Annotated in this window: 16 protein-coding genes; 11 read left to right on the top strand and 5 right to left on the bottom strand. The window is 72.1% G+C overall.

All coding sequences use genetic code 11. The annotated features are described in order from the left end of the window. Positions 1 to 66: 66 nt before the first annotated feature. From mshD to ACFQ80_RS15655, 3 genes are all read left to right on the top strand, one after another. Positions 67 to 1,065 (top strand): mycothiol synthase, encoded by a 999-nt coding sequence (gene mshD / locus ACFQ80_RS15665; protein ID WP_430564296.1) that lies wholly within the window; start codon positions 67 to 69, stop codon positions 1,063 to 1,065. Positions 1,066 to 1,114: 49 nt separating this feature from the next. After that, complete coding sequence (locus ACFQ80_RS15660; protein WP_430552109.1) at positions 1,115 to 3,493, top strand: RNA degradosome polyphosphate kinase; 2,379 nt, start codon at positions 1,115 to 1,117, stop codon at positions 3,491 to 3,493. An 82-nt stretch (positions 3,494 to 3,575) separates the two neighbouring features. Next, the gene (locus ACFQ80_RS15655; protein ID WP_430552110.1) at positions 3,576 to 4,547 is read left to right on the top strand and encodes an NUDIX domain-containing protein; all 972 of its coding nucleotides are present in this window, start codon (positions 3,576 to 3,578) and stop codon (positions 4,545 to 4,547) included. 16 nt (positions 4,548 to 4,563) lie between these two features. Here ACFQ80_RS15655 and ACFQ80_RS15650 read toward each other — a convergent pair whose 3' ends face one another. The 3 genes from ACFQ80_RS15650 to ACFQ80_RS15640 all read right to left on the bottom strand — a co-directional run bounded on the left by ACFQ80_RS15650 (position 4,564) and on the right by ACFQ80_RS15640 (position 7,071). Further along, the gene (locus ACFQ80_RS15650) at positions 4,564 to 5,568 is read right to left on the bottom strand and encodes an anion permease (protein ID WP_430552111.1); all 1,005 of its coding nucleotides are present in this window, start codon (positions 5,566 to 5,568) and stop codon (positions 4,564 to 4,566) included. Positions 5,569 to 5,570: 2 nt separating this feature from the next. After that, positions 5,571 to 6,191: a DUF47 domain-containing protein gene (locus ACFQ80_RS15645; RefSeq protein ID WP_430552112.1), complete on the bottom strand. Its 621-nt coding sequence runs from the start codon at positions 6,189 to 6,191 to the stop codon at positions 5,571 to 5,573. Positions 6,192 to 6,471: 280 nt separating this feature from the next. Continuing rightward, positions 6,472 to 7,071: a hypothetical protein gene (locus ACFQ80_RS15640; protein WP_430552209.1), complete on the bottom strand. Its 600-nt coding sequence runs from the start codon at positions 7,069 to 7,071 to the stop codon at positions 6,472 to 6,474. 179 nt (positions 7,072 to 7,250) lie between these two features. On the opposite strand from ACFQ80_RS15640, the gene ACFQ80_RS15635 reads away from it, so the two are divergent. The 4 genes from ACFQ80_RS15635 to ACFQ80_RS15620 all read left to right on the top strand — a co-directional run bounded on the left by ACFQ80_RS15635 (position 7,251) and on the right by ACFQ80_RS15620 (position 11,626). Beyond that, positions 7,251 to 8,687 carry a sugar porter family MFS transporter gene (locus ACFQ80_RS15635; RefSeq protein ID WP_430564295.1) on the top strand — a complete coding sequence of 479 codons (1,437 nt, stop codon included), beginning with the start codon at positions 7,251 to 7,253 and terminating at the stop codon, positions 8,685 to 8,687. 242 nt (positions 8,688 to 8,929) lie between these two features. Beyond that, entirely contained in the window at positions 8,930 to 9,406 is a 477-nt protein-coding gene (locus ACFQ80_RS15630; protein ID WP_429765971.1) for a MarR family winged helix-turn-helix transcriptional regulator, read from the top strand. Then, the gene (locus ACFQ80_RS15625) at positions 9,403 to 11,028 is read left to right on the top strand and encodes an MDR family MFS transporter (RefSeq protein WP_430564294.1); all 1,626 of its coding nucleotides are present in this window, start codon (positions 9,403 to 9,405) and stop codon (positions 11,026 to 11,028) included. Before ACFQ80_RS15630 ends, ACFQ80_RS15625 begins: the two co-directional genes overlap by 4 nt. 112 nt (positions 11,029 to 11,140) lie before the next feature. Then, the gene (locus tag ACFQ80_RS15620; RefSeq protein ID WP_430552115.1) at positions 11,141 to 11,626 is read left to right on the top strand and encodes a MarR family winged helix-turn-helix transcriptional regulator; all 486 of its coding nucleotides are present in this window, start codon (positions 11,141 to 11,143) and stop codon (positions 11,624 to 11,626) included. A 79-nt stretch (positions 11,627 to 11,705) separates the two neighbouring features. Here the strand turns inward: ACFQ80_RS15620 and ACFQ80_RS15615 are convergent, their stop codons facing one another. After that, a complete protein-coding gene (locus tag ACFQ80_RS15615; RefSeq protein WP_430564293.1) occupies positions 11,706 to 12,482 on the bottom strand; it encodes a tyrosine-protein phosphatase in 777 nt (258 codons plus the stop codon). Between the two features lie 49 nt (positions 12,483 to 12,531). Beyond that, positions 12,532 to 12,936, bottom strand: a complete 405-nt coding sequence (msrB, locus tag ACFQ80_RS15610) for a peptide-methionine (R)-S-oxide reductase MsrB (protein ID WP_430552117.1) — start codon at positions 12,934 to 12,936, stop codon at positions 12,532 to 12,534. 225 nt (positions 12,937 to 13,161) lie between these two features. On the opposite strand from msrB, the gene ACFQ80_RS15605 reads away from it, so the two are divergent. The 4 genes from ACFQ80_RS15605 to ACFQ80_RS15590 all read left to right on the top strand — a co-directional run bounded on the left by ACFQ80_RS15605 (position 13,162) and on the right by ACFQ80_RS15590 (position 17,548). After that, positions 13,162 to 14,181 (top strand): LacI family DNA-binding transcriptional regulator, encoded by a 1,020-nt coding sequence (locus ACFQ80_RS15605; protein ID WP_430564292.1) that lies wholly within the window; start codon positions 13,162 to 13,164, stop codon positions 14,179 to 14,181. A 130-nt stretch (positions 14,182 to 14,311) separates the two neighbouring features. Further along, the gene (locus tag ACFQ80_RS15600) at positions 14,312 to 15,628 is read left to right on the top strand and encodes a polysaccharide pyruvyl transferase family protein (protein WP_430564291.1); all 1,317 of its coding nucleotides are present in this window, start codon (positions 14,312 to 14,314) and stop codon (positions 15,626 to 15,628) included. After that, entirely contained in the window at positions 15,612 to 16,601 is a 990-nt protein-coding gene (locus tag ACFQ80_RS15595) for an ABC transporter permease (protein WP_430564290.1), read from the top strand. Before ACFQ80_RS15600 ends, ACFQ80_RS15595 begins: the two co-directional genes overlap by 17 nt. Next, positions 16,598 to 17,548, top strand: coding sequence for a carbohydrate ABC transporter permease (locus tag ACFQ80_RS15590; protein ID WP_430564289.1), 951 nt, complete (start codon positions 16,598 to 16,600; stop codon positions 17,546 to 17,548). Before ACFQ80_RS15595 ends, ACFQ80_RS15590 begins: the two co-directional genes overlap by 4 nt. Positions 17,549 to 17,569: the final 21 nt, after the last annotated feature.

Raw genomic sequence — 17,569 nt, 5'->3', positions numbered from 1 at the left:
ATATCTACACTCACAAAATCCTCCACCGCATGGTCGGCGTCGTCCGTCCTCGGTCAGAATGGGGTCGTGCCCACCTCGCCCGCCCTGCCCGCCCTGTCCTTCGAGCCCCTCGACGCCGCCGCGCAGGACGACGTGCGCGCGCTCGCCGCGGCGGCCGCCGCCCACGACGGCGTCGCCCCGCTGTCGGAGCAGCCCCTGCTCCGCCTGGGGACCGACGCCGACTGGCTGACGCACGTCGTGGCCCGCGGCGACGACGGCGCCGTCGTCGGCTACCTCCAGGTGGACCGGGGCGGCGACGACGCGAGCGCCGAGCTGGTCGTGCACCCGGACCACCGGCGCCGGGGCGTCGGGGGCGTCCTGCTGCGCACCGCCGAGCGCGACGCGCGGCTGCCGATGTTCTCGGGCGCCCCCGGCCAGCGCGGCAAGCCGCTGCGGGTGTGGGCGCACGGCGACCTGCCCGCGGCGCAGGCGTTCGCGGCCGCCCGCGGGTACGAGGTGGCGCGCGAGCTGCTCGTGCTCGCGCGGCCGCTCGGGCCTGACGACGCGGCCCGCGACGTGCCGGACCTGCCCGGCCTCGCCCTGCGCACGTTCCGCCCCGGCGCCGACGACGACGCGTGGGTGCGGCTCAACGCCCGTGCGTTCGCCGACCACCCGGAGCAGGGCCGGCTCACGGTCGCCGACCTGCAGGACCGGCGGCGCGAACCCTGGTTCGACGCCGACGGGTTCTTCCTCGTCGTGCCGGCCGACGACCCGTCGGACGGCGCCGCGGGCGAGCCGCTGGGTTACCTGTGGACCAAGGTCGAGAACGACCAGCCGTCCGGCGCCGAGGACGGCGAGGGCCGCTCCGGAGAGATCTATGCCGTCGGCGTCTCCCCCGACGCGCAGGGCCGCGGCCTGGGCCGCGCGCTCACCGCCGTCGGGCTGCGCCACCTGGCGCGCACGGGGTGCGACCGCGCGGTGCTGTACGTGGACGGGGACAACGCGGCGGCGCTGGCCACGTACGCGGGCGCCGGCTTCGAGCGCGCCGCCGTCGACGTCCAGTACGCGCGGCCCGCCGGCGCGTAGCGACCGGACGGAGGACTTCGTCACCCGCCGTTCACCTATCGGTGCCACGATGGGTGCCATGACAGCGTCGCGCCCCCGTACGTCCCGGACCCGCGACGGACGCGGTCGGTACGCCCCCGTCGCACCGGACGCCGCCGTCGCGGCCGCCGAGGTGACGGACAGCCGCCCGCGCTCCACGGCCGTCGCGCCGTCGCGCCCCCTGGATCCGCAGCTCGCGGCCCACATCGCCGAGCACATCGCGGAGGAACCGGGGTCGGACGGTGTCCGCGCGGTCGAGGCGGAGCCGCTGCCCGACGACCGGTTCGCGGAGCGGGAGCTGAGCTGGCTGGCGTTCAACGAGCGGGTGCTGGAGCTGGCGGAGGACCCGTCGCTGCCGCTGCTCGAGCGCACCCGGTTCCTCGCGATCTTCGCGTCCAACCTGGACGAGTTCTTCATGGTGCGGGTGGCGGGCCTGAAGCGGCGCATCGCCACGGGCATCGCCGTCACCGCGGCGTCGGGGATGAGCCCGCGGCAGGTGCTGGAGTCGATCGGCGAGGGCGCGCACCGCCTCATGACCCGGCACGCGGAGGTGTTCCGCTCCGACGTGCAGCCCGCGCTCGACGCCGAGGGCATCACGATCGTGCACTGGGACCAGCTCGAGGTCCGCGAGCAGGAGCGCCTGCACAAGTTCTTCCGCAAGCAGATCTTCCCGGTGCTCACGCCGCTGGCGGTGGACCCGGCGCACCCGTTCCCCTACATCTCGGGGCTGTCGCTCAACCTGGCGGTCGTCGTCGCGAACCCGCTGACGGGCAAGGAGCACTTCGCCCGGGTCAAGGTGCCGCCGCTGCTGCCGCGGTTCATCGCGGTCGACGACCGCGGCCGCCCGTCGGCGCCCACGCCCACGCAGGGCGGCGGCACGCAGACGTCGTTCGTGCCGCTGGAGGAGGTCATCGCGCAGCACCTCGACCACCTGTTCCCCGGCATGGAGGTGCGCGAGAGCCACACGTTCCGCGTCACGCGCAACGAGGACGTGGAGGTCGAGGAGGACGACGCCGAGAACCTCCTGCAGGCGATGGAGAAGGAGCTGCTTCGCCGCCGCTTCGGGCCGCCCGTGCGGCTCGAGCTGGCGCACGGCATCTCGCCCCGCATCCGCGAGCTGCTGGTCCGCGAGCTCGGCGTGGCCGACGAGGAGGTGTACGAGCTGCCGGCGCCGCTCGACCTCACGGGCCTCAACGTCATCGCCGACATCGAGCGCGCGACGCTGCACTACCCCCCGTTCGTCCCGACGACGCACCGCCAGCTCGCCGAGGTGGAGTCCGCGACGGCGCGCGACGTCTTCGCCGCGATCCGCGAGCGGGACGTCCTGCTGCACCACCCGTACGACTCCTTCTCCACGTCGGTCCAGACGTTCCTCGAGCAGGCGGCCGCCGACCCGGCCGTGCTCGCCATCAAGCAGACGCTGTACCGCACGTCGGGCGACTCCCCGATCGTCGACGCCCTGATCGACGCCGCCGAGGCCGGCAAGCAGGTGCTCGCGCTCGTCGAGATCAAGGCGCGGTTCGACGAGCAGGCCAACATCTCCTGGGCGCGCAAGCTCGAGGAGGCGGGGGTGCACGTCGTCTACGGGATCGTCGGTCTCAAGACGCACGCCAAGCTGTCCCTCGTGGTCCGCCAGGAGTCGGACGGGCTGCGCCGGTACTGCCACGTCGGCACCGGCAACTACCACCCGAAGACGGCCCGCATGTACACCGACCACGGCCTGCTCACGTGCGACCGCGACGTCGGCCAGGACCTCACGCGCCTGTTCAACCAGCTCTCCGGCTACGCCCCGCAGTCGCGCTTCCACCGGCTGCTGGTCGCACCGCGCGCCGTGCGGGCGGGCCTCATCGAGCGCATCGAGCGCGAGGCGGACGCCGCCCGGGCCGGGCACGAGGCGTGGGTACGCATCAAGGTGAACTCCGCCGTGGACGAGGCCACGATCGACGCCCTGTACCGCGCCTCGCAGGCGGGGGTGAAGGTGGACCTCGTGGTGCGCGGCATCTGCGCGCTGCGCCCGGGGGTGCCGGGCCTGAGCGAGAACGTGCGCGTGCGCTCCATCCTCGGCCGGTTCCTGGAGCACTCCCGGATCTACGCGTTCGCCAACGCGGCCGGCCCGGCCATCGGCGAGGGGCCGGAGTCCGGCCCGGAGGTGTACATCGGCTCGGCCGACCTCATGCACCGCAACCTGGACCGCCGCGTCGAGGCGCTGGTCCGCATCGCCGACGAGGGCCAGGTCGCGGAGCTCCTGGAGCTCATGGACGCGTCGATGTCGGACAAGACCTCCACGTGGCACCTGCAGCCGGACGACACCTGGGTGCGGCACGCCGTCGGGCCGGACGGCGAACCGCTCGTGGACCTCCAGGCGCAGCTCGTCGACCGGCACCGCCGTCGGCCCGAGCGGGCTCGATGAGGGCGTGGTGAGGGCGGCGCGCGTGCGTCGGGCGGCGGGCACGACGGCCTCCCCGCTCGTGGACAGGCTGGGAGCGACCTCGGTGGAGCACGCCCCGGTGATCGAGTCGGCGGGCGGGCTCGTGTGGCGCGAGCGCGACGGGCGCCTCCAGGTGCAGCTCGTGCACCGGCCCCGCTACGACGACTGGTCCTGGCCCAAGGGGAAGCTCGAGCCGGGCGAGTCGCTGAACACGGCCGCTGCGCGCGAGGTCGCGGAGGAGACCGGCAAGCCCGTGGTCCTCGGCGTCCCCCTCCCGGGCCTGCAGTACCTGACCCCCGAGGGCCGCGTGAAGCGCGTGCACTACTGGGCGGCGCAGCGGGCGTCGCGGTCGGACGACGCCGCGGCCCTCGCCGCGCGGTTCCCCGTGCAGCCCCCGTCCAAGGACGAGGTCGACAGGAAGGCGTGGCTCGACGTCGACGCCGCCGCCGCCCGCCTGACGCGCCGCGCCGACCGCGGGCCGCTCGAGGCCCTCGTGGCGGCGCACGCCCAGGGCCGGCTCGCCACGCACGCCGTCGTCATCGTGCGGCACGGCAAGGCCGTGACCCGGGCGGCCTGGCACGGCACGGAGCACGACCGGCCGCTGACGCCGGTGGGGCACGCCCAGGGCGCGGCGCTCGTCCCGGTCCTCGCCGCCTACGGCGTGACGTCGGTGGTCTCGAGCCGCTGGGAGCGCTGCGCGGCGACGATCGAGCCGTACGTGCGGGCGTCGCACGCCCGGCCGGAGCTCAGCGACCAGCTGGGCGAGGCCGAGCACGAGCGCTCGCCGTCCCGCGTCGCCGCGACGGTCCGCGACCTGCTCGAGTCGGGCCGGTCGTCGGTGCTGTGCACGCACCGGCCGGTCCTGCCGACGGTGCTGGACGTGCTGGGCCAGCACTCCCGCCGCGCCGTCGCGGACGTGCTGCCCTCGCGCGACCCGTTCCTCGAGCCGGGCGACCTGCTCGTCGCCCACGTCGCCACCACCGGCAAGGGTCCGCGCGTCGTCGCCGTCGAGAAGGTCACTCCCCCGGTCTACTGAGGGTCGCGCCCGGTCGTCAGGTGAGCCAGGGGTGCAGGATCCAGGTGGTGATGGCGGCCACGAGCGCCGCGGCGGGGATCGTCAGCACCCACGCGGCACCGATGTTCTTGGCGACGCCCCAGCGCACGGCGGACAGCCGGCGCGTGGCGCCGACGCCCATGATCGCCGAGGTGATGGTGTGCGTCGTCGAGACGGGCGCGTGCAGGATGAACGCGTTGGCGTAGAGCACCAGCGCCGACACCGTCTCGGCGACGAAGCCCCGTGCCGGGTCCAGCTCGATGATGCGCCGGCCGAGCGTGCGCATGATCCGCCAGCCGCCGGAGGCCGTGCCGAGCGAGATGGCGCCCGCCGCGGCGAGCTTGACCCACAGCGGGATGCCCGCGTCCGGGTCCGCCCAGCCGACCGTGAGCAGCGCCATGAAGATCACGCCCATGGTCTTCTGCGCGTCCTGCAGGCCGTGCCCGAGCGCCATCGCGGCGGCCGACGCGGTCTGCGCCAGGCGGAACCGGCGGGTGACCCGCGACGGGGACGCGTTCCGGAAGATCCACAGCACCGCGACCATGACGAAGTACGCGCCGACGAAGCCGATGAGCGGCGAGAAGACCATCGGCAGCACGACCTTGTCGATGATGGCCTGCCCGTAGATCGGCAGCCCGGCCGCGAGCCCCGCACCGACGAGACCGCCGATGAGCGAGTGCGTCGACGACGACGGCAGGCCGAACCACCAGGTGATGAGGTTCCACACGATGGCGCCCACCAGGGCGCACAGCACCACGACGAGCGCGGTGTGGTTCGACGCGTCCTGCAGGTCGACGATCGACGTCGCGATGGTCTCGGCGACCTCGGTGCCCAGCAGGGCCCCGACGAAGTTCATGACCGCGGCCATGAGGAGCGCCACCCGGGGCGTGAGCGCCCGCGTCGAGACCGAGGTGGCGATCGCGTTGGCCGCGTCGTGGAAGCCGTTGGTGTAGTCGAAGCCGAGCGCGAGCGCGACGACGAGGACGACCAGCGCCACCTCCACGGTCAGGACTCCTTGAGGGCGATGGTCTCGACCATGTTCGCGACCCGCTCGAAGGCGTCGGCGCCCTCCTCGAGCATGTCGACGATCTCCTTGAGCTTGATGAGCAGCACCGGGTCCGTGGTGTCGTCGAAGAGCTGTGCGATGAGCTCGCGGTGCAGCTTGTCGCCCTGGTTCTCGAGGCGGTTGATCTCGACCCAGTAGTCGGACAGCTGGTCCATGGAGCGCAGCCGCGGCATGGCCTCGGCGGTGAGCTCGGCGCAGCGCTGCAGCACCTGCACCTGCTCGGAGACCCGCAGCGGGAGCTCGTCGACCTTGTACAGCACGATGAGGTCGCCGGCCTCCTCCATGGCGTCCATGCAGTCGTCGAGCGCGGACGCCAGGCCGTAGATGTCGTCCCGGTCGAACGGGGTGACGAACGTCTGGTTCAGCCGCCGCATGATCGAGTGGGTGGCGTCGTCGGCGATGTGCTCGGCCTCGTTGAGCCGGCGGACGATTCCTTCCCTCTCCTGCCGGGACGCCCCGAGCAGCTCCGCCAGGAGCGAGGCCCCCGTGACGTTGTGCTGCGCGAGCGTCGCCAGCATGTCGAAGTAGGTCGTGTCGCGCGGTGTGAGGCGCAGGCGCACGTGTGGCTCCCGGATCGAGGACGCTGAGACTCTCACAGACTAGAGGTGGCCATCCTGGCGCGACTAGTTGAACGCGCGCTGAACGATCCGCCTCGCGGCTGCGGGAAACTCGGGTGAGGTGCGACGCCGGACCGGGAGCGCCTCTCGGCGCGTGGCCGCTCGTAGCGGCTGAAGATGGAGCCCGGGGCTACCGCGGCCCGACGTCGCCCGAACATCGTAAGCCCGGGCGTCGGCGTGCTCCGAACACGCAGGTCAGCCCCGCCGTTCGCGACCGGGAACGTCAGTCGAGGGTGCCCGTCCGCCAGCCCGCCGCCGCGCGCTCCAGCTCCTCGGCGGTGCGCACCAGGTCGGCGGCGCCGCGCGTCATCCGGGTGGCCCCGTCGGGGTCCGCGACCTCGCGGGCGTCGGCGTCGAAGGCCGCCCCGGTCGCGAGGATGCGGCAGAACGACGCGGCCCGCTCGAGCGCCACGGCCAGGTCTCCGGCGTAGACGCCGGACAGGACGTCGTCGGCGAGCGCCCGCAGGTCCTCCGGCGCGGGCGGGCGGGGCACGCCGGCCACCGCCTCGTGCACGGGGGCGGCGTCGACGCCGAGACGGTAGCGCAGCCCCACGGTGCGGGGGTCGCGGCGCACCCACTCGCGCAGCACGTACAGCCGCCACAGCGCGCCGGGCAGCGACGCGGGCGCGGCGTCCGACCAGAGGGCGGCGACGACGTCGAGCCCCTCGCGCTCGACGAGGCGCACCAGGCGGTCCACCACCTCCGGGTCCTCGGCGGCGCGCGCCCGGTGCACGACGGCGCGCGCGGTGGTGTGCGCCACCTCGTCGCGCAGCGCAGGGTCGAGCGACCCGGGGATCTGCTCGGCGGTCTGCGGATCGAGCATGGCGGGTCGGCGGTGCCTGCGCGGCTCGGGAGCGTCGTTCACCCCTCCAGTCTCACCCCCGACGGCGCGGGCTCGTGGACCGGTCGCGCGTCCGACCTGCTCAGCGCGCCGACAGGGCGACCCCGACCTAGCATCGAGAAGGATCGAGAACAGGTCTGCCGAGCGAACCGAGGACGATCATGACAAGCCCAGCACCAGGCTCCGCAGCGCACAGCGCGCACCGGAAGGCCACCGCGCTCGCCTTCGCCGCGGCGGTCGGCGGATTCCTCTTCGGATTCGACTCGTCGGTGATCAACGGCGCCGTCGACGCGATCGAGGGCCAGTTCGACCTCAACTCCACCGTGACGGGTCTCGTCGTGGCGATCGCGCTGCTCGGCTGCGCCCTCGGCGCATGGTCGGGCGGCAAGCTCGCCGACCGGTGGGGGCGCACCCACGTGATGGTGCTGGGCGCGGTGCTGTTCTTCGTCTCGTCGATCCTGTCGGCGATCGCGTGGAGCGCCTGGGACCTGGCGATCTGGCGGTTCATGGCGGGCGTCGGCATCGGTATCGCGTCCGTGATCGCCCCCGCGTACATCGCGGAGATCGCCCCCGCCGCGATGCGCGGGCGCCTCGGCTCGCTGCAGCAGCTCGCGATCACCGTCGGTATCTTCGCGGCCCTGCTGTCCGACCAGATCCTCGCGACGGCGGCCGGCAGCGCGGCGAACGAGCTGTGGTTCGGCTGGGAGGCGTGGCGCTGGATGTTCCTCGTCGCCGTGGTCCCGGCGGCCGTGTACGGGATCCTCGCGCTACGGATGCCCGAGTCCCCGCGCTATCTGGTGACGAAGGGCCGTGACGACGAGGCGCGGTCCGTGCTGGCGTCCGTGCTCGGCCCCGACGAGCATCCCGACGACCGGATCGGCGAGATCCGCCGCTCGATCGCCGTGGACGAGGAGAACGCCGAGCTGGGGAGCCTCAAGGGCGACCGCTTCGGCCTGAAGCCCATCGTCTGGGTCGGCATCGTCATGGCGATCTTCCAGCAGTTCGTCGGGATCAACGTGATCTTCTACTACTCGACGACGCTGTGGCAGGCGGTCGGGTTCGACGAGTCGCAGGCGTTCCTCGTCTCGACGATCACGGCCGTCACGAACGTGGCCGTGACGTTCATCGCCATCGCCCTCATCGACAAGGTGGGCCGGCGCCCGCTGCTGCTCATCGGCTCGGCGGGCATGGCCGTCTCCCTGGGCCTGATGGCGGTGTGCTTCACGCAGGCCACCGGTTCGGGCGAGTCGATCAGCCTCCCGGATCCGTGGAGCATCATCGCGCTGGTCGCCGCGAACGCCTTCGTGGTCTTCTTCGGCGCCACGTGGGGCCCGCTCATGTGGGTGCTGCTGGGCGAGATGTTCCCCAACCGGATCCGCGCGGCCGCCCTCGGCGTCGGCGCGGCGGCGAACTGGATCGCGAACTTCGCGATCACGCTCACCTTCCCGCCGATGCTCGACACCTTCGGCCCCGCGATCCCCTACCTCATGTACGCCGTCTTCGCCGTGCTGTCGTTCTTCTTCGTGCTCGGCAAGATCCCGGAGACGAAGGGCGTCGAGCTCGAGGACATGGCGGGCGAGGCGTACAAGCGCGCCTGAACCGCACCGCCGGGCGCCCGTCAGCACGGCGCGTCCGTACGGTCCGACCGCACGGCCCGCGACCCCGCCCGGGGCCTCGCGGGCCGTCGTCGTGCACCGGGTGAAGTCCTCACCAGGACACTTGCTTGCTGCAAGCACCAGGCGTATGTTTGCACCCTGCAACAACTCGGCCCGTCCACCGGGCCGCTCCGCTCCGGCCGTCCGGCCCCGAGCACCCACCCCCTTCCAGCAAAGGCCCTCCCATGCCCGTTGACCGCACCGCGGCCCGTGAGCTCGTGGAGACGCTCGAGGAGCTCTCCCGCGCCCAGCGCGAGGCCGCCATGCGCGTGGCGCGCGACCTGGACCTCCCCCGGGCCGGCCTCGGGGCCCTGCACCTGCTCACGCGGTGCGGGCGCGTCCAGATCACCGACGTCGCCGCGAAGCTCCGCGTCGACGTGTCCGTCGCGAGCCGCCAGATCAGCGCCCTCGTCGACGCCGGTCTCGTCGAGCGCACGGTCGACGACGACGACCGGCGGGCCCGCTACCTCGCCCTGACGGACGCCGGCCGCGAGTTCGCGGAGGCCTCCTTCGAACGCATCGACGACCTCGTCTCCGAGTCCTTCTCCGACTGGTCGGAGAACGACCTGGCCGACGCCATCTCCCGGATCCGCAGCGTCGCGGCCGCACTCACCACGACCCACGACCGCGCCACGGCGCAGGAGGAGATCCCCGCCCGATGAGTCAGTCCCCCAGTCCGGCGCCCGCCGCGCCGGCCCTCTCCGCCACGCCTGCCCCGGCGATGACCCGCCGCGAGGTGCTCGAGGCCCTCTCGGGCATCCTCCTCGGCGTCTTCGTCTCGCTGCTGGCCACCACCATCGTCTCGACCTCGCTCCCCAAGATCGTCAGCGAGCTCGGCGGCTCCCAGCACTCCTACACCTGGGTCGTCACGGCCATGCTGCTGACGATGACGATCTCGACCCCGCTGTGGGGCAAGCTCGCCGACCTCACGAACCGCAAGGTCCTCATGCAGGTCGCCCTCGCGATCACGGTGGTCTCCGCCGCCGCGGCCGGCCTGTCGCAGAACATCGAGATGCTCATCGGCTTCCGCGCCCTGCAGGGCATCGGCGCGGGCGGCCTCACCGCCCTCGCGACCGTGCTGATGGCCGACATCATCAGCCCGCGCGAGCGCGGCAAGTACATGGGCCTCATGGGCGGCGTCATGGCCGTCGCGCAGATCGGCGGCCCGCTGCTCGGCGGCGTGCTCACCGACTCGATCGGCTGGCGCTGGACCTTCTTCGTCGGCGTCCCCTTCGCCGTCGCCGCGTTCATCGTGCTGCAGAAGACGCTGCACCTGCCCGCGCTGGCCAAGCGCGAGGTGAAGATCGACTACGCGGGTGCCGGCCTCATCGCCGTCGCCGTCGCGCTGCTGCTCCTGTGGGTCACGTTCGCCGGCGACCAGTTCGAGTGGCTCTCCTGGCAGACGGGCGCGATGGTCGGTGGCGCCGTGCTGGCGCTCGTCGTCGTCGGCTTCGTCGAGAAGAACGCCGCCGAGCCGATCATCCCGCTGCACCTGTTCAAGAACCGCACGTTCGTGCTCGCCGTGGTCGCCTCGGCGTCCGTCGGCGTCGCCATGTTCGGCACCGCGGTCTTCCTCAGCCAGTACTTCCAGCTCGCCCGCGGCAAGACGCCGACCGAGTCCGGCCTGCTCACCATCCCGATGGTGGTCGGCACGATGCTCGCGGGCATCGTGCTCGGCCGGATCATCTCGAACACCGGCCGGTACAAGGCGATCATGGTGGGCGGCGCCGTCCTCCTGACCGGGTCGCTGTTCGGCCTGTCGACCATCGAGGTGGACACGAGCTTCGTGCTCATCTCGGTCTTCCTGTTCGGTCTCGGGCTGTCGGTGGGCGCCCTGATGCAGAACCTCGTGCTCGCCACGCAGAACACCCTCGACGTGCACGAGATGGGTGCCGGCACCTCCGGCGTCGCCTTCTTCCGCTCGCTGGGCGGTGCGATCGGCGTCTCGGCGCTCGGCGCCGTGATGGCCGCGCAGATCAAGACGGACCTCTCCACCGGCCTGGCGAAGCTCGGCATCGCCTCCGACGCGATGGGTGCCGGCTCGGGCGCGGTCCCGGACCTGGCCTCGCTCCCCGCCCCCGTGCAGACGGTGGTCGAGGGCGCCTACGCCGACGGCATCACGACGATCTTCCTGTACGCCGTGCCGATGGCCGTCGTCTCGCTGATCGCGGTGCTCTTCATGAAGGAGATCCCGCTGGGCCAGCGCTCCGGCATCGAGCAGGTGCTCGACGAGGAGAAGGCCGCCGAGCAGGACGTCGTCGCTCCGGTCGCCGACCGGGCCTGACAACGGCCCAGCACCCGGACGGCGTCGATTTCACCCGCTGAGACGCCGTCCGGGTGCAAGTTCGCCTGCTAGGCCACTCCCGTTTGCCTCGGCGAAGCCTCATGATGGGCGCATGCACGACGTAGCCGCCCAGCCCCTGCCCGACCCGGCCACCGACCCGTTCGGTGCTCTCGAACGCGAGATCCGGGTCCTGATCCGGCGCGCCCAGTCGTCAGCGGCACAGACCGCCAGGCGGGTGCACCCCGAGCTCGAGGCGTCGGCGTACCCGATCCTCGCGCACATCGACTCCCACCCCGGGATCCGCGGCTCCGACCTCGCGGCCCACTTCGGTGTCGGCCGGGCCACCGTGTCGCGTCAGCTGAGCCGTCTCGTGGACCTGGGCCTCGTCCACCGCGAGGTGGACCCGGAGGACACCCGCGGCCAGCGGATCACCCTGACCGCCGACGGCGCCCAGCGCTTCGCCCGGGCCCGCGACCGTCGCATCGAGATGTACAAGGACGCCTTCGGCGAGTGGGACGAGGCGGACGTCTCGCAGCTCGCGACGCTGCTGCACCGCTACTCCGAGGACTTCGTGCGCTGGCGCGACACGCGCTCCTGAGCCGGCGTCCGCCCGAGACGTCGCCGGTCGAGCCTGTCGGGACCTGTCCCGGCAGGCTCGACGCGTGTCCGGGGGCGGGTCACCCCTCGAGGAGGCGGGCCCGCAGCGCGTCCAGCGTCGCGGCACTGCCGCCGTGCGCACGGAACCAGCCCGGCGCGCCGTCGTCGTGCTCGGCGAACCGGTCGAGCACCGTCTCGATCGCCCAGCCCGGCGCGGTGACCAGCTCGGGCGGCAGCCTCGCCAGCACGTGCGCGTCGGGGACGGCGAGGTTCGCGGTGACGGCGGCACGCGCCAGCACCTGCGGCATGTGGGGGCCGGTCCGCTCGTAGTCCGCGACGATCGCGGACCGGTCGACGCCCAGCAGGGACAGCACCAGCGCGACCGTCACCCCCGTGCGGTCCTTGCCGGCGGTGCAGTGCACGAGCACGGGCGCGTCGTCGACGGCGATGAGGCGCACCGCCTCCACGAGATGCCCGGCGCCCACGCCGTCGAGCATCTGCAGGTACAGCTCCCCGAGGCCCGGGACGGGAGCGGGCGCGGTGGCGCCCTGCATCGCGGTCCCGTCCAGCAGCGGCAGCGGCACCACGTGCGCGACGCCGGTCAGCGGGTGCGGCTCCCCGTTCTCCCCCGGGTCGCGCAGGTCGAGCACCGTGCGCGGCGGCCACGCCACGTCGGCCGGGGCGACGTCGCCCGAGCGGGGTGCGTCGGAACGCAGCAACGCCCCGGGCACCAGGCCCGGGGCGGCCGTCGCGACGTCGCGCAGGTTGACGAGGTGGTCGGGCACGGACGCCGGCGCGGCGGTCCAGGCCACGGCGGCGTCGGCCGCAGAGGGCGCAGAGGGCGCGGAGTCGGTCACCTGGTCGACCCTAGCGGCGCCCCGCGCCCGGGGCGCCGCGGCCGGACGCTCAGGCCTCGACGGGCTCGAACGTCAGGCTGAGCGAGTTCATGCAGAACCGGTCGCCCGTGGGCGTCTGCGGCGCGTCGTCGAAGACGTGCCCCAGGTGCGAGCCGCACCGGGCGCAGCGCACCTCGGTGCGGACCATGCCGTGCGACCGGTCCTCGAGCAGCTCGACGGCGTCGCCGGCGAGCGGCGTGTAGAACGACGGCCACCCGCAGTGCGAGTCGAACTTGGTCTCGCTCCGGAACAGCTCGTTGCCGCACGCGCGACAGCGGTACACGCCGACACGCTTCTCGTCGAGCAGCTCACCGGTCCAGGGCCGCTCGGTCCCCGCCTGCCGCAGCACGGCGAACTCCTGCGGGTTCAGCTCGACCTTCCACTGCTGGTCGGACTTCGTGACTTCGTACGTCATCTGACACCTCCGTCGACCCCAACCCGGACGGAGTCGCGACTGTTCCCCGGGCGTCGCGAGCGCCTCCCCGTGAGGCGTCGGCAGCCGTCGGGCGCGTCCGCCGTCGACGACCCCGAGGAGCACGGCAGGGTCGGGCGGCCCATCGCCGTCCGACCTGCGGTTGCTGCCTCCTGCGCCTCCGCCGCCTGATGCCTGACTTGACGTTGCGTCGGTACGATGTCGCGGATGGGCACCCAGAAGGAGATCGCACGCCGCGCCGGAGTCTCGGTGTCGGTCGTGTCCGCCGTCGTCAACGGCACCGTGCACACGCGGATGAGCGACGAGACGCGCACCCGGGTCGAGGACGTCATCAAAGAGCTGGGGTACGTCCCGAACAATGCCGCACGGGCTCTGCGGCGCCAGCGCACCGGAACGATCGCCGTCGTCGTCGAGAAGCTCGAGAACCCTGTCTACCGCGACATGTTCCACGGCATCTACGACGCCGCGGAGTCGCACGGGTGGGCGGTCGTGCTGGGCGACGCGCGCTGGATGCGCTCCGGCAGCCATTTCCTGGCACACCTCCTGGGGCAGGGCACCATCGACGGCATCATCCTGCGCAGCGAGGGTCTCATCGACGACGAGGTGCTGGCCCACCTCCGCGCACGTCCGACCCCGGTGATCCTGATCGAGGGACGGCACGGCCCGGACGGGCGATGGCTGGCGATCGACGATGCCGCGGCGGGCCGCGTGGCGACGCAACACCTGCTCGACCTCGGCCATCGGGACATCGAGTTCGTGGGAGGTGAGCGGTGGGTCCCGTCGCTGGAACGCCACCGGGGCTATGCCGGCGCGATGCGTGATGCCGGCCTCGAGCCGCGCGGCGCCGTCGCGACCGGCTACGGACCCCCGTCGGGCTCCGAGGCACTCCGGCAGGTCATCGGCTCCGGCCGACGTCCGACGGCGCTCGTGGTCGACAACGTGCTCTCGGGCATCGGCGTCCATGCGGCGGCTCACGACGCAGGCGTCTCGATCCCTGGCGACCTGTCGGTCGTCGCGATCCATGACGCGGACATCGCCGGCGACGTCCGCCCCGCGCTCACGACCGTGCGGATGCCGATGGCCGAGCTCGGCGCGCGCGCCGTCCAGTCCATCGCGGCGGTCCTGGAAGGCTCTCCCACACGGTTCGGCCTCGTCGACGAGCCGGCGCCGGCGCTGATCGCGCGCGCGAGCACGGCACCACCGCAGGTTTCGCCGCGCCCCTGGTAGCGCTCCACACCGTCACCCCGTCATGACGGGGTGACGAACCCATTGACGTGACGATGCGTCACTGGCTACGGTGACGCAACGAAATGTCAGCGACGTCCAGCGAGGGGCGCCGCACGACGGAAGGACAATGTTGACCTCCGACACCAGCACGCCCCGATCCGTGCTCCTGCGCTCGTCCTGGGCGAACGCGAACATCGGCGACGTCGCGCACTCGCCCGGCCTCATCACCGCCCTGCTCGACTCCGAGCCCGGTGCCCGCATCACGCTGTGGCCGATGCGGCTCGGCGAGCGCGAGGAGGCGATGATCCGGCGGGCGGTCCCGACCGTCACGATCGTCCGGGGTGACCTGGACGAGGCCGGCGTGCCGACGACGCCGGAGCTCGCCACGGCGTGGGAGTCCGCGGACGTCCTCGTGCACGGCTCGGCGGCGAGCGCCTCGCTCGTGCCCGAGCTTGCGTCGTGGCGCGAGCAGTCCGCCCGGCCGTACGGCTATGCCGGCGTGACGGTCGACCCGCTCTTCCCGCGCGCCTGGGGCTCGCTCGAGCGGCTGCGCGTCATGACGCAGGCCCTCCCGGCGACGTTCCTCGAGGACGACGGCCGCGCGATCATCGACGACGCCGAGTTCCTGTTCGCTCGGGACTCGATCAGCCTCGAGTTCCTGCGCGCCCAGGGCGCGAGTCCCCAGGTGCTGGAGTTCGGGCCGGACGGGACCTTCGCCTATCGCTACCGCGACGACACCGCGGGCGACGCGGTGCTGGGATCGCTGGGGCTGGCGGCGGGCGAGTTCGGGTGCTTCGTGCCCCGCCTGCGCTACGCGCCGTACCCGGACATCTACGGCACGGAGCGCACCCGGGAGTTCGACCGCCTGTACGCCATCAACGCCGGCACCGTCGGGTTCGACCTCGACACGCTGACGGCCGCCATCACCACCTGGGTCCGCGAGACGGGCCAGCCGGCAGTCGTCGTGCCTGAGATGAGCTATGCGGTGGAGCTGGCCCGCGACGAGCTGCTGCCACGCGTCCCGGCCGACGTCCATGACCGGGTCCTGGTCCTCGACCGGTACTGGACGCTCGAGGAGGCGAGCTCCGTCTACGCCCGCGCCCGGGCCGTCGTCAGCATGGAGTGCCACTCGCCGATCCTCGCGTCCGTCCATGGCACGCCGACGATCTATGTGCGTCTGCCCACCGAGACCGTCAAGGGCGGGATGTACGCCGACCTCGGAGGGGCGGACGTCGTCGTGGAGGTCGAGCCGGGTGGTCCGGAGGCCGCGGCCGCGGCCGTCGAGACGCTCCTGTCGGACGAGGCGGCGGCCCGAGCGACGTCGTCGGCCATCAACGCCGCTGCCGTGGGCCGTCTGACGGACATGGCCCGCACCATCCTGTTCGGCGAGGGGGCGTCCGAGTACCCGCCGCGGACTCAGGAGGCAGACCTTGTCCCAGCTCGTTGAACGCCCGCCACGGGCGTCCGCGCCGAAGGACTCGTCGTCGGCCGCACGCCCGGCGCGACGCTCCGGCCAGACCCTCGCCCGGTGGCGGCGCGACCGGCTCCTCCTGCTGCTGGCCGCCCCCGGCCTCGTGGTGGTGCTGCTGTTCCACTACGTCCCCCTGCTGGGCAACGTCATCGCGTTCAAGGGGTATCTGCCGTTCCTGACGATCGCCGAGAGCCCCTGGGTCGGCTGGGAGAACTTCCGGGTGATCTTCTCCGGTGACCCCCTGTTCGTGAACGCGTTGACGAACACCCTGATCCTCACGCTGATCCAGGTGCTGTTCGTGTTCCCGCTGCCGCTCGCGCTGGCACTTCTCCTCAACGAGGTCGTCTCCGAGCGCGTCAAGCGGACCGTGCAGTCCGTCCTCTACATGCCGCACTTCCTGTCCTGGGTGATCGTGGTCGCGCTGTTCCAGCAGATCCTCGGGAACGCGGGGATGGTGAACACGTTCCTGCGAGGGCACGACCTGGCGACGTTCTCCATCATCGGCGTCCCGGAGCTGTTCGAGGTCCTGATCACCAGCCAGGTCATCTGGAAGGACACGGGATGGGGCACGATCATCTTCCTGGCCGCCATCTCCCGGGTCGACACCTCGCAGTACGAGGCGGCCGCGATGGACGGTGCCGGCGCGATGCGGCGCCTGTGGCACGTGACGCTGCCCGCGATCCGCTCGGTGTTCATCCTGCTGCTGATCCTGCGGCTCGGTGACTCCCTCACCGTCGGCTTCGAGCAGATCATCCTGCAGCAGGGTGCGGTCGGTGCGACCGCGAGCGAGGTGCTCGACACCTACGTCTACAACCACGGAATCGTCGGCGGCAACTGGGGCCAGGCGGCCGCGGTGGGCCTGACCAAGGGCGTCATCTCGGTGCTCCTGGTGCTCGGCGCCAACAAGCTCGCGCACAAGTTCGGCGAGCGGGGGGTGTACCACAAATGACCACCACCTCTCCCTTGGGGCTCACGACCGCACCGCGGAAAGCGAGGCCGTCGACGCCCGGGGGCCGACCGGCATGGATGGGGCGGCCCAACCCGGTGATCACGGCCTTGCGCGGCCTGATCCTGGCGATCGGCTGTGCCGCCGTCCTCCTGCCCCTTCTCGCCGTCGTCTCCACCTCGCTCGCGACGCAGGAGGAGGTGACCGCCAACGGTGGGTTCGTGCTGCTCGTCCGCGAACCGACCCTCGCCTCCTACCAGGCGATCCTGTCCGGTGGCGTCGTGACCCGCGCACTGGGGATCAGCATCGTCGTGACCATCGTCGGCACGCTGCTGTCGTTGGCGTGCACCGTCGCTCTCGCCTACGCGCTGTCCAGGCCCGGGTCGCTCGGCTCCCGCCCCATCCTGCTGGCGGTGCTCTTCACGATGCTGTTCAGCCCCGGCATGATCCCGATGTACCTGGTGGTCAAGCAGCTCGGCCTGCTCGACAACCTGCTCGCGCTGGTCCTCCCCGTGCTCATCAATGCCTTCAACGTCATCGTCATGCGGGAGTTCTTCCTCGACATCCCGGGCGAGCTCATCGAGAGCGCCCGCATCGACGGCGCGAACGACGTCACGATCCTCACGCGCATCGTGCTCCCGCTGTCCAAGGCCGTGATCTCCGTCGTCGGGCTGTTCTACGCCGTCGGCTACTGGAACGCGTTCTTCAACGCCTTGCTGTACATCAGCTCCCCCGAGAAGTGGCCGCTGCAGCTCGTGCTGCGGACCTATGTGGTCAACGAGACCCCGATGGGTGTCGACCAGATCTCCGCAGGCTCCGAGAGCCTGCCGCCACAGCTGTCCATCCAGATGGCGATCCTCGTCCTCTCGATCGTCCCCATCCTCCTCGTGTACCCGTTCCTCCAGAAGCACTTCACCAAGGGGCTCATGATCGGCGCCGTCAAGGGCTGATCACCTGTCCCGTGTCCCTCC

Origin of the sequence: Isoptericola sp. NPDC056578 (assembly GCF_042793275.1) — a bacterium.
Taxonomy (GTDB): Bacteria; Actinomycetota; Actinomycetes; order Actinomycetales; family Cellulomonadaceae; genus Isoptericola.
Note: the sequence above shows the minus strand (reverse complement) of the source record. Positions and strands in the feature narration are given on the sequence as shown.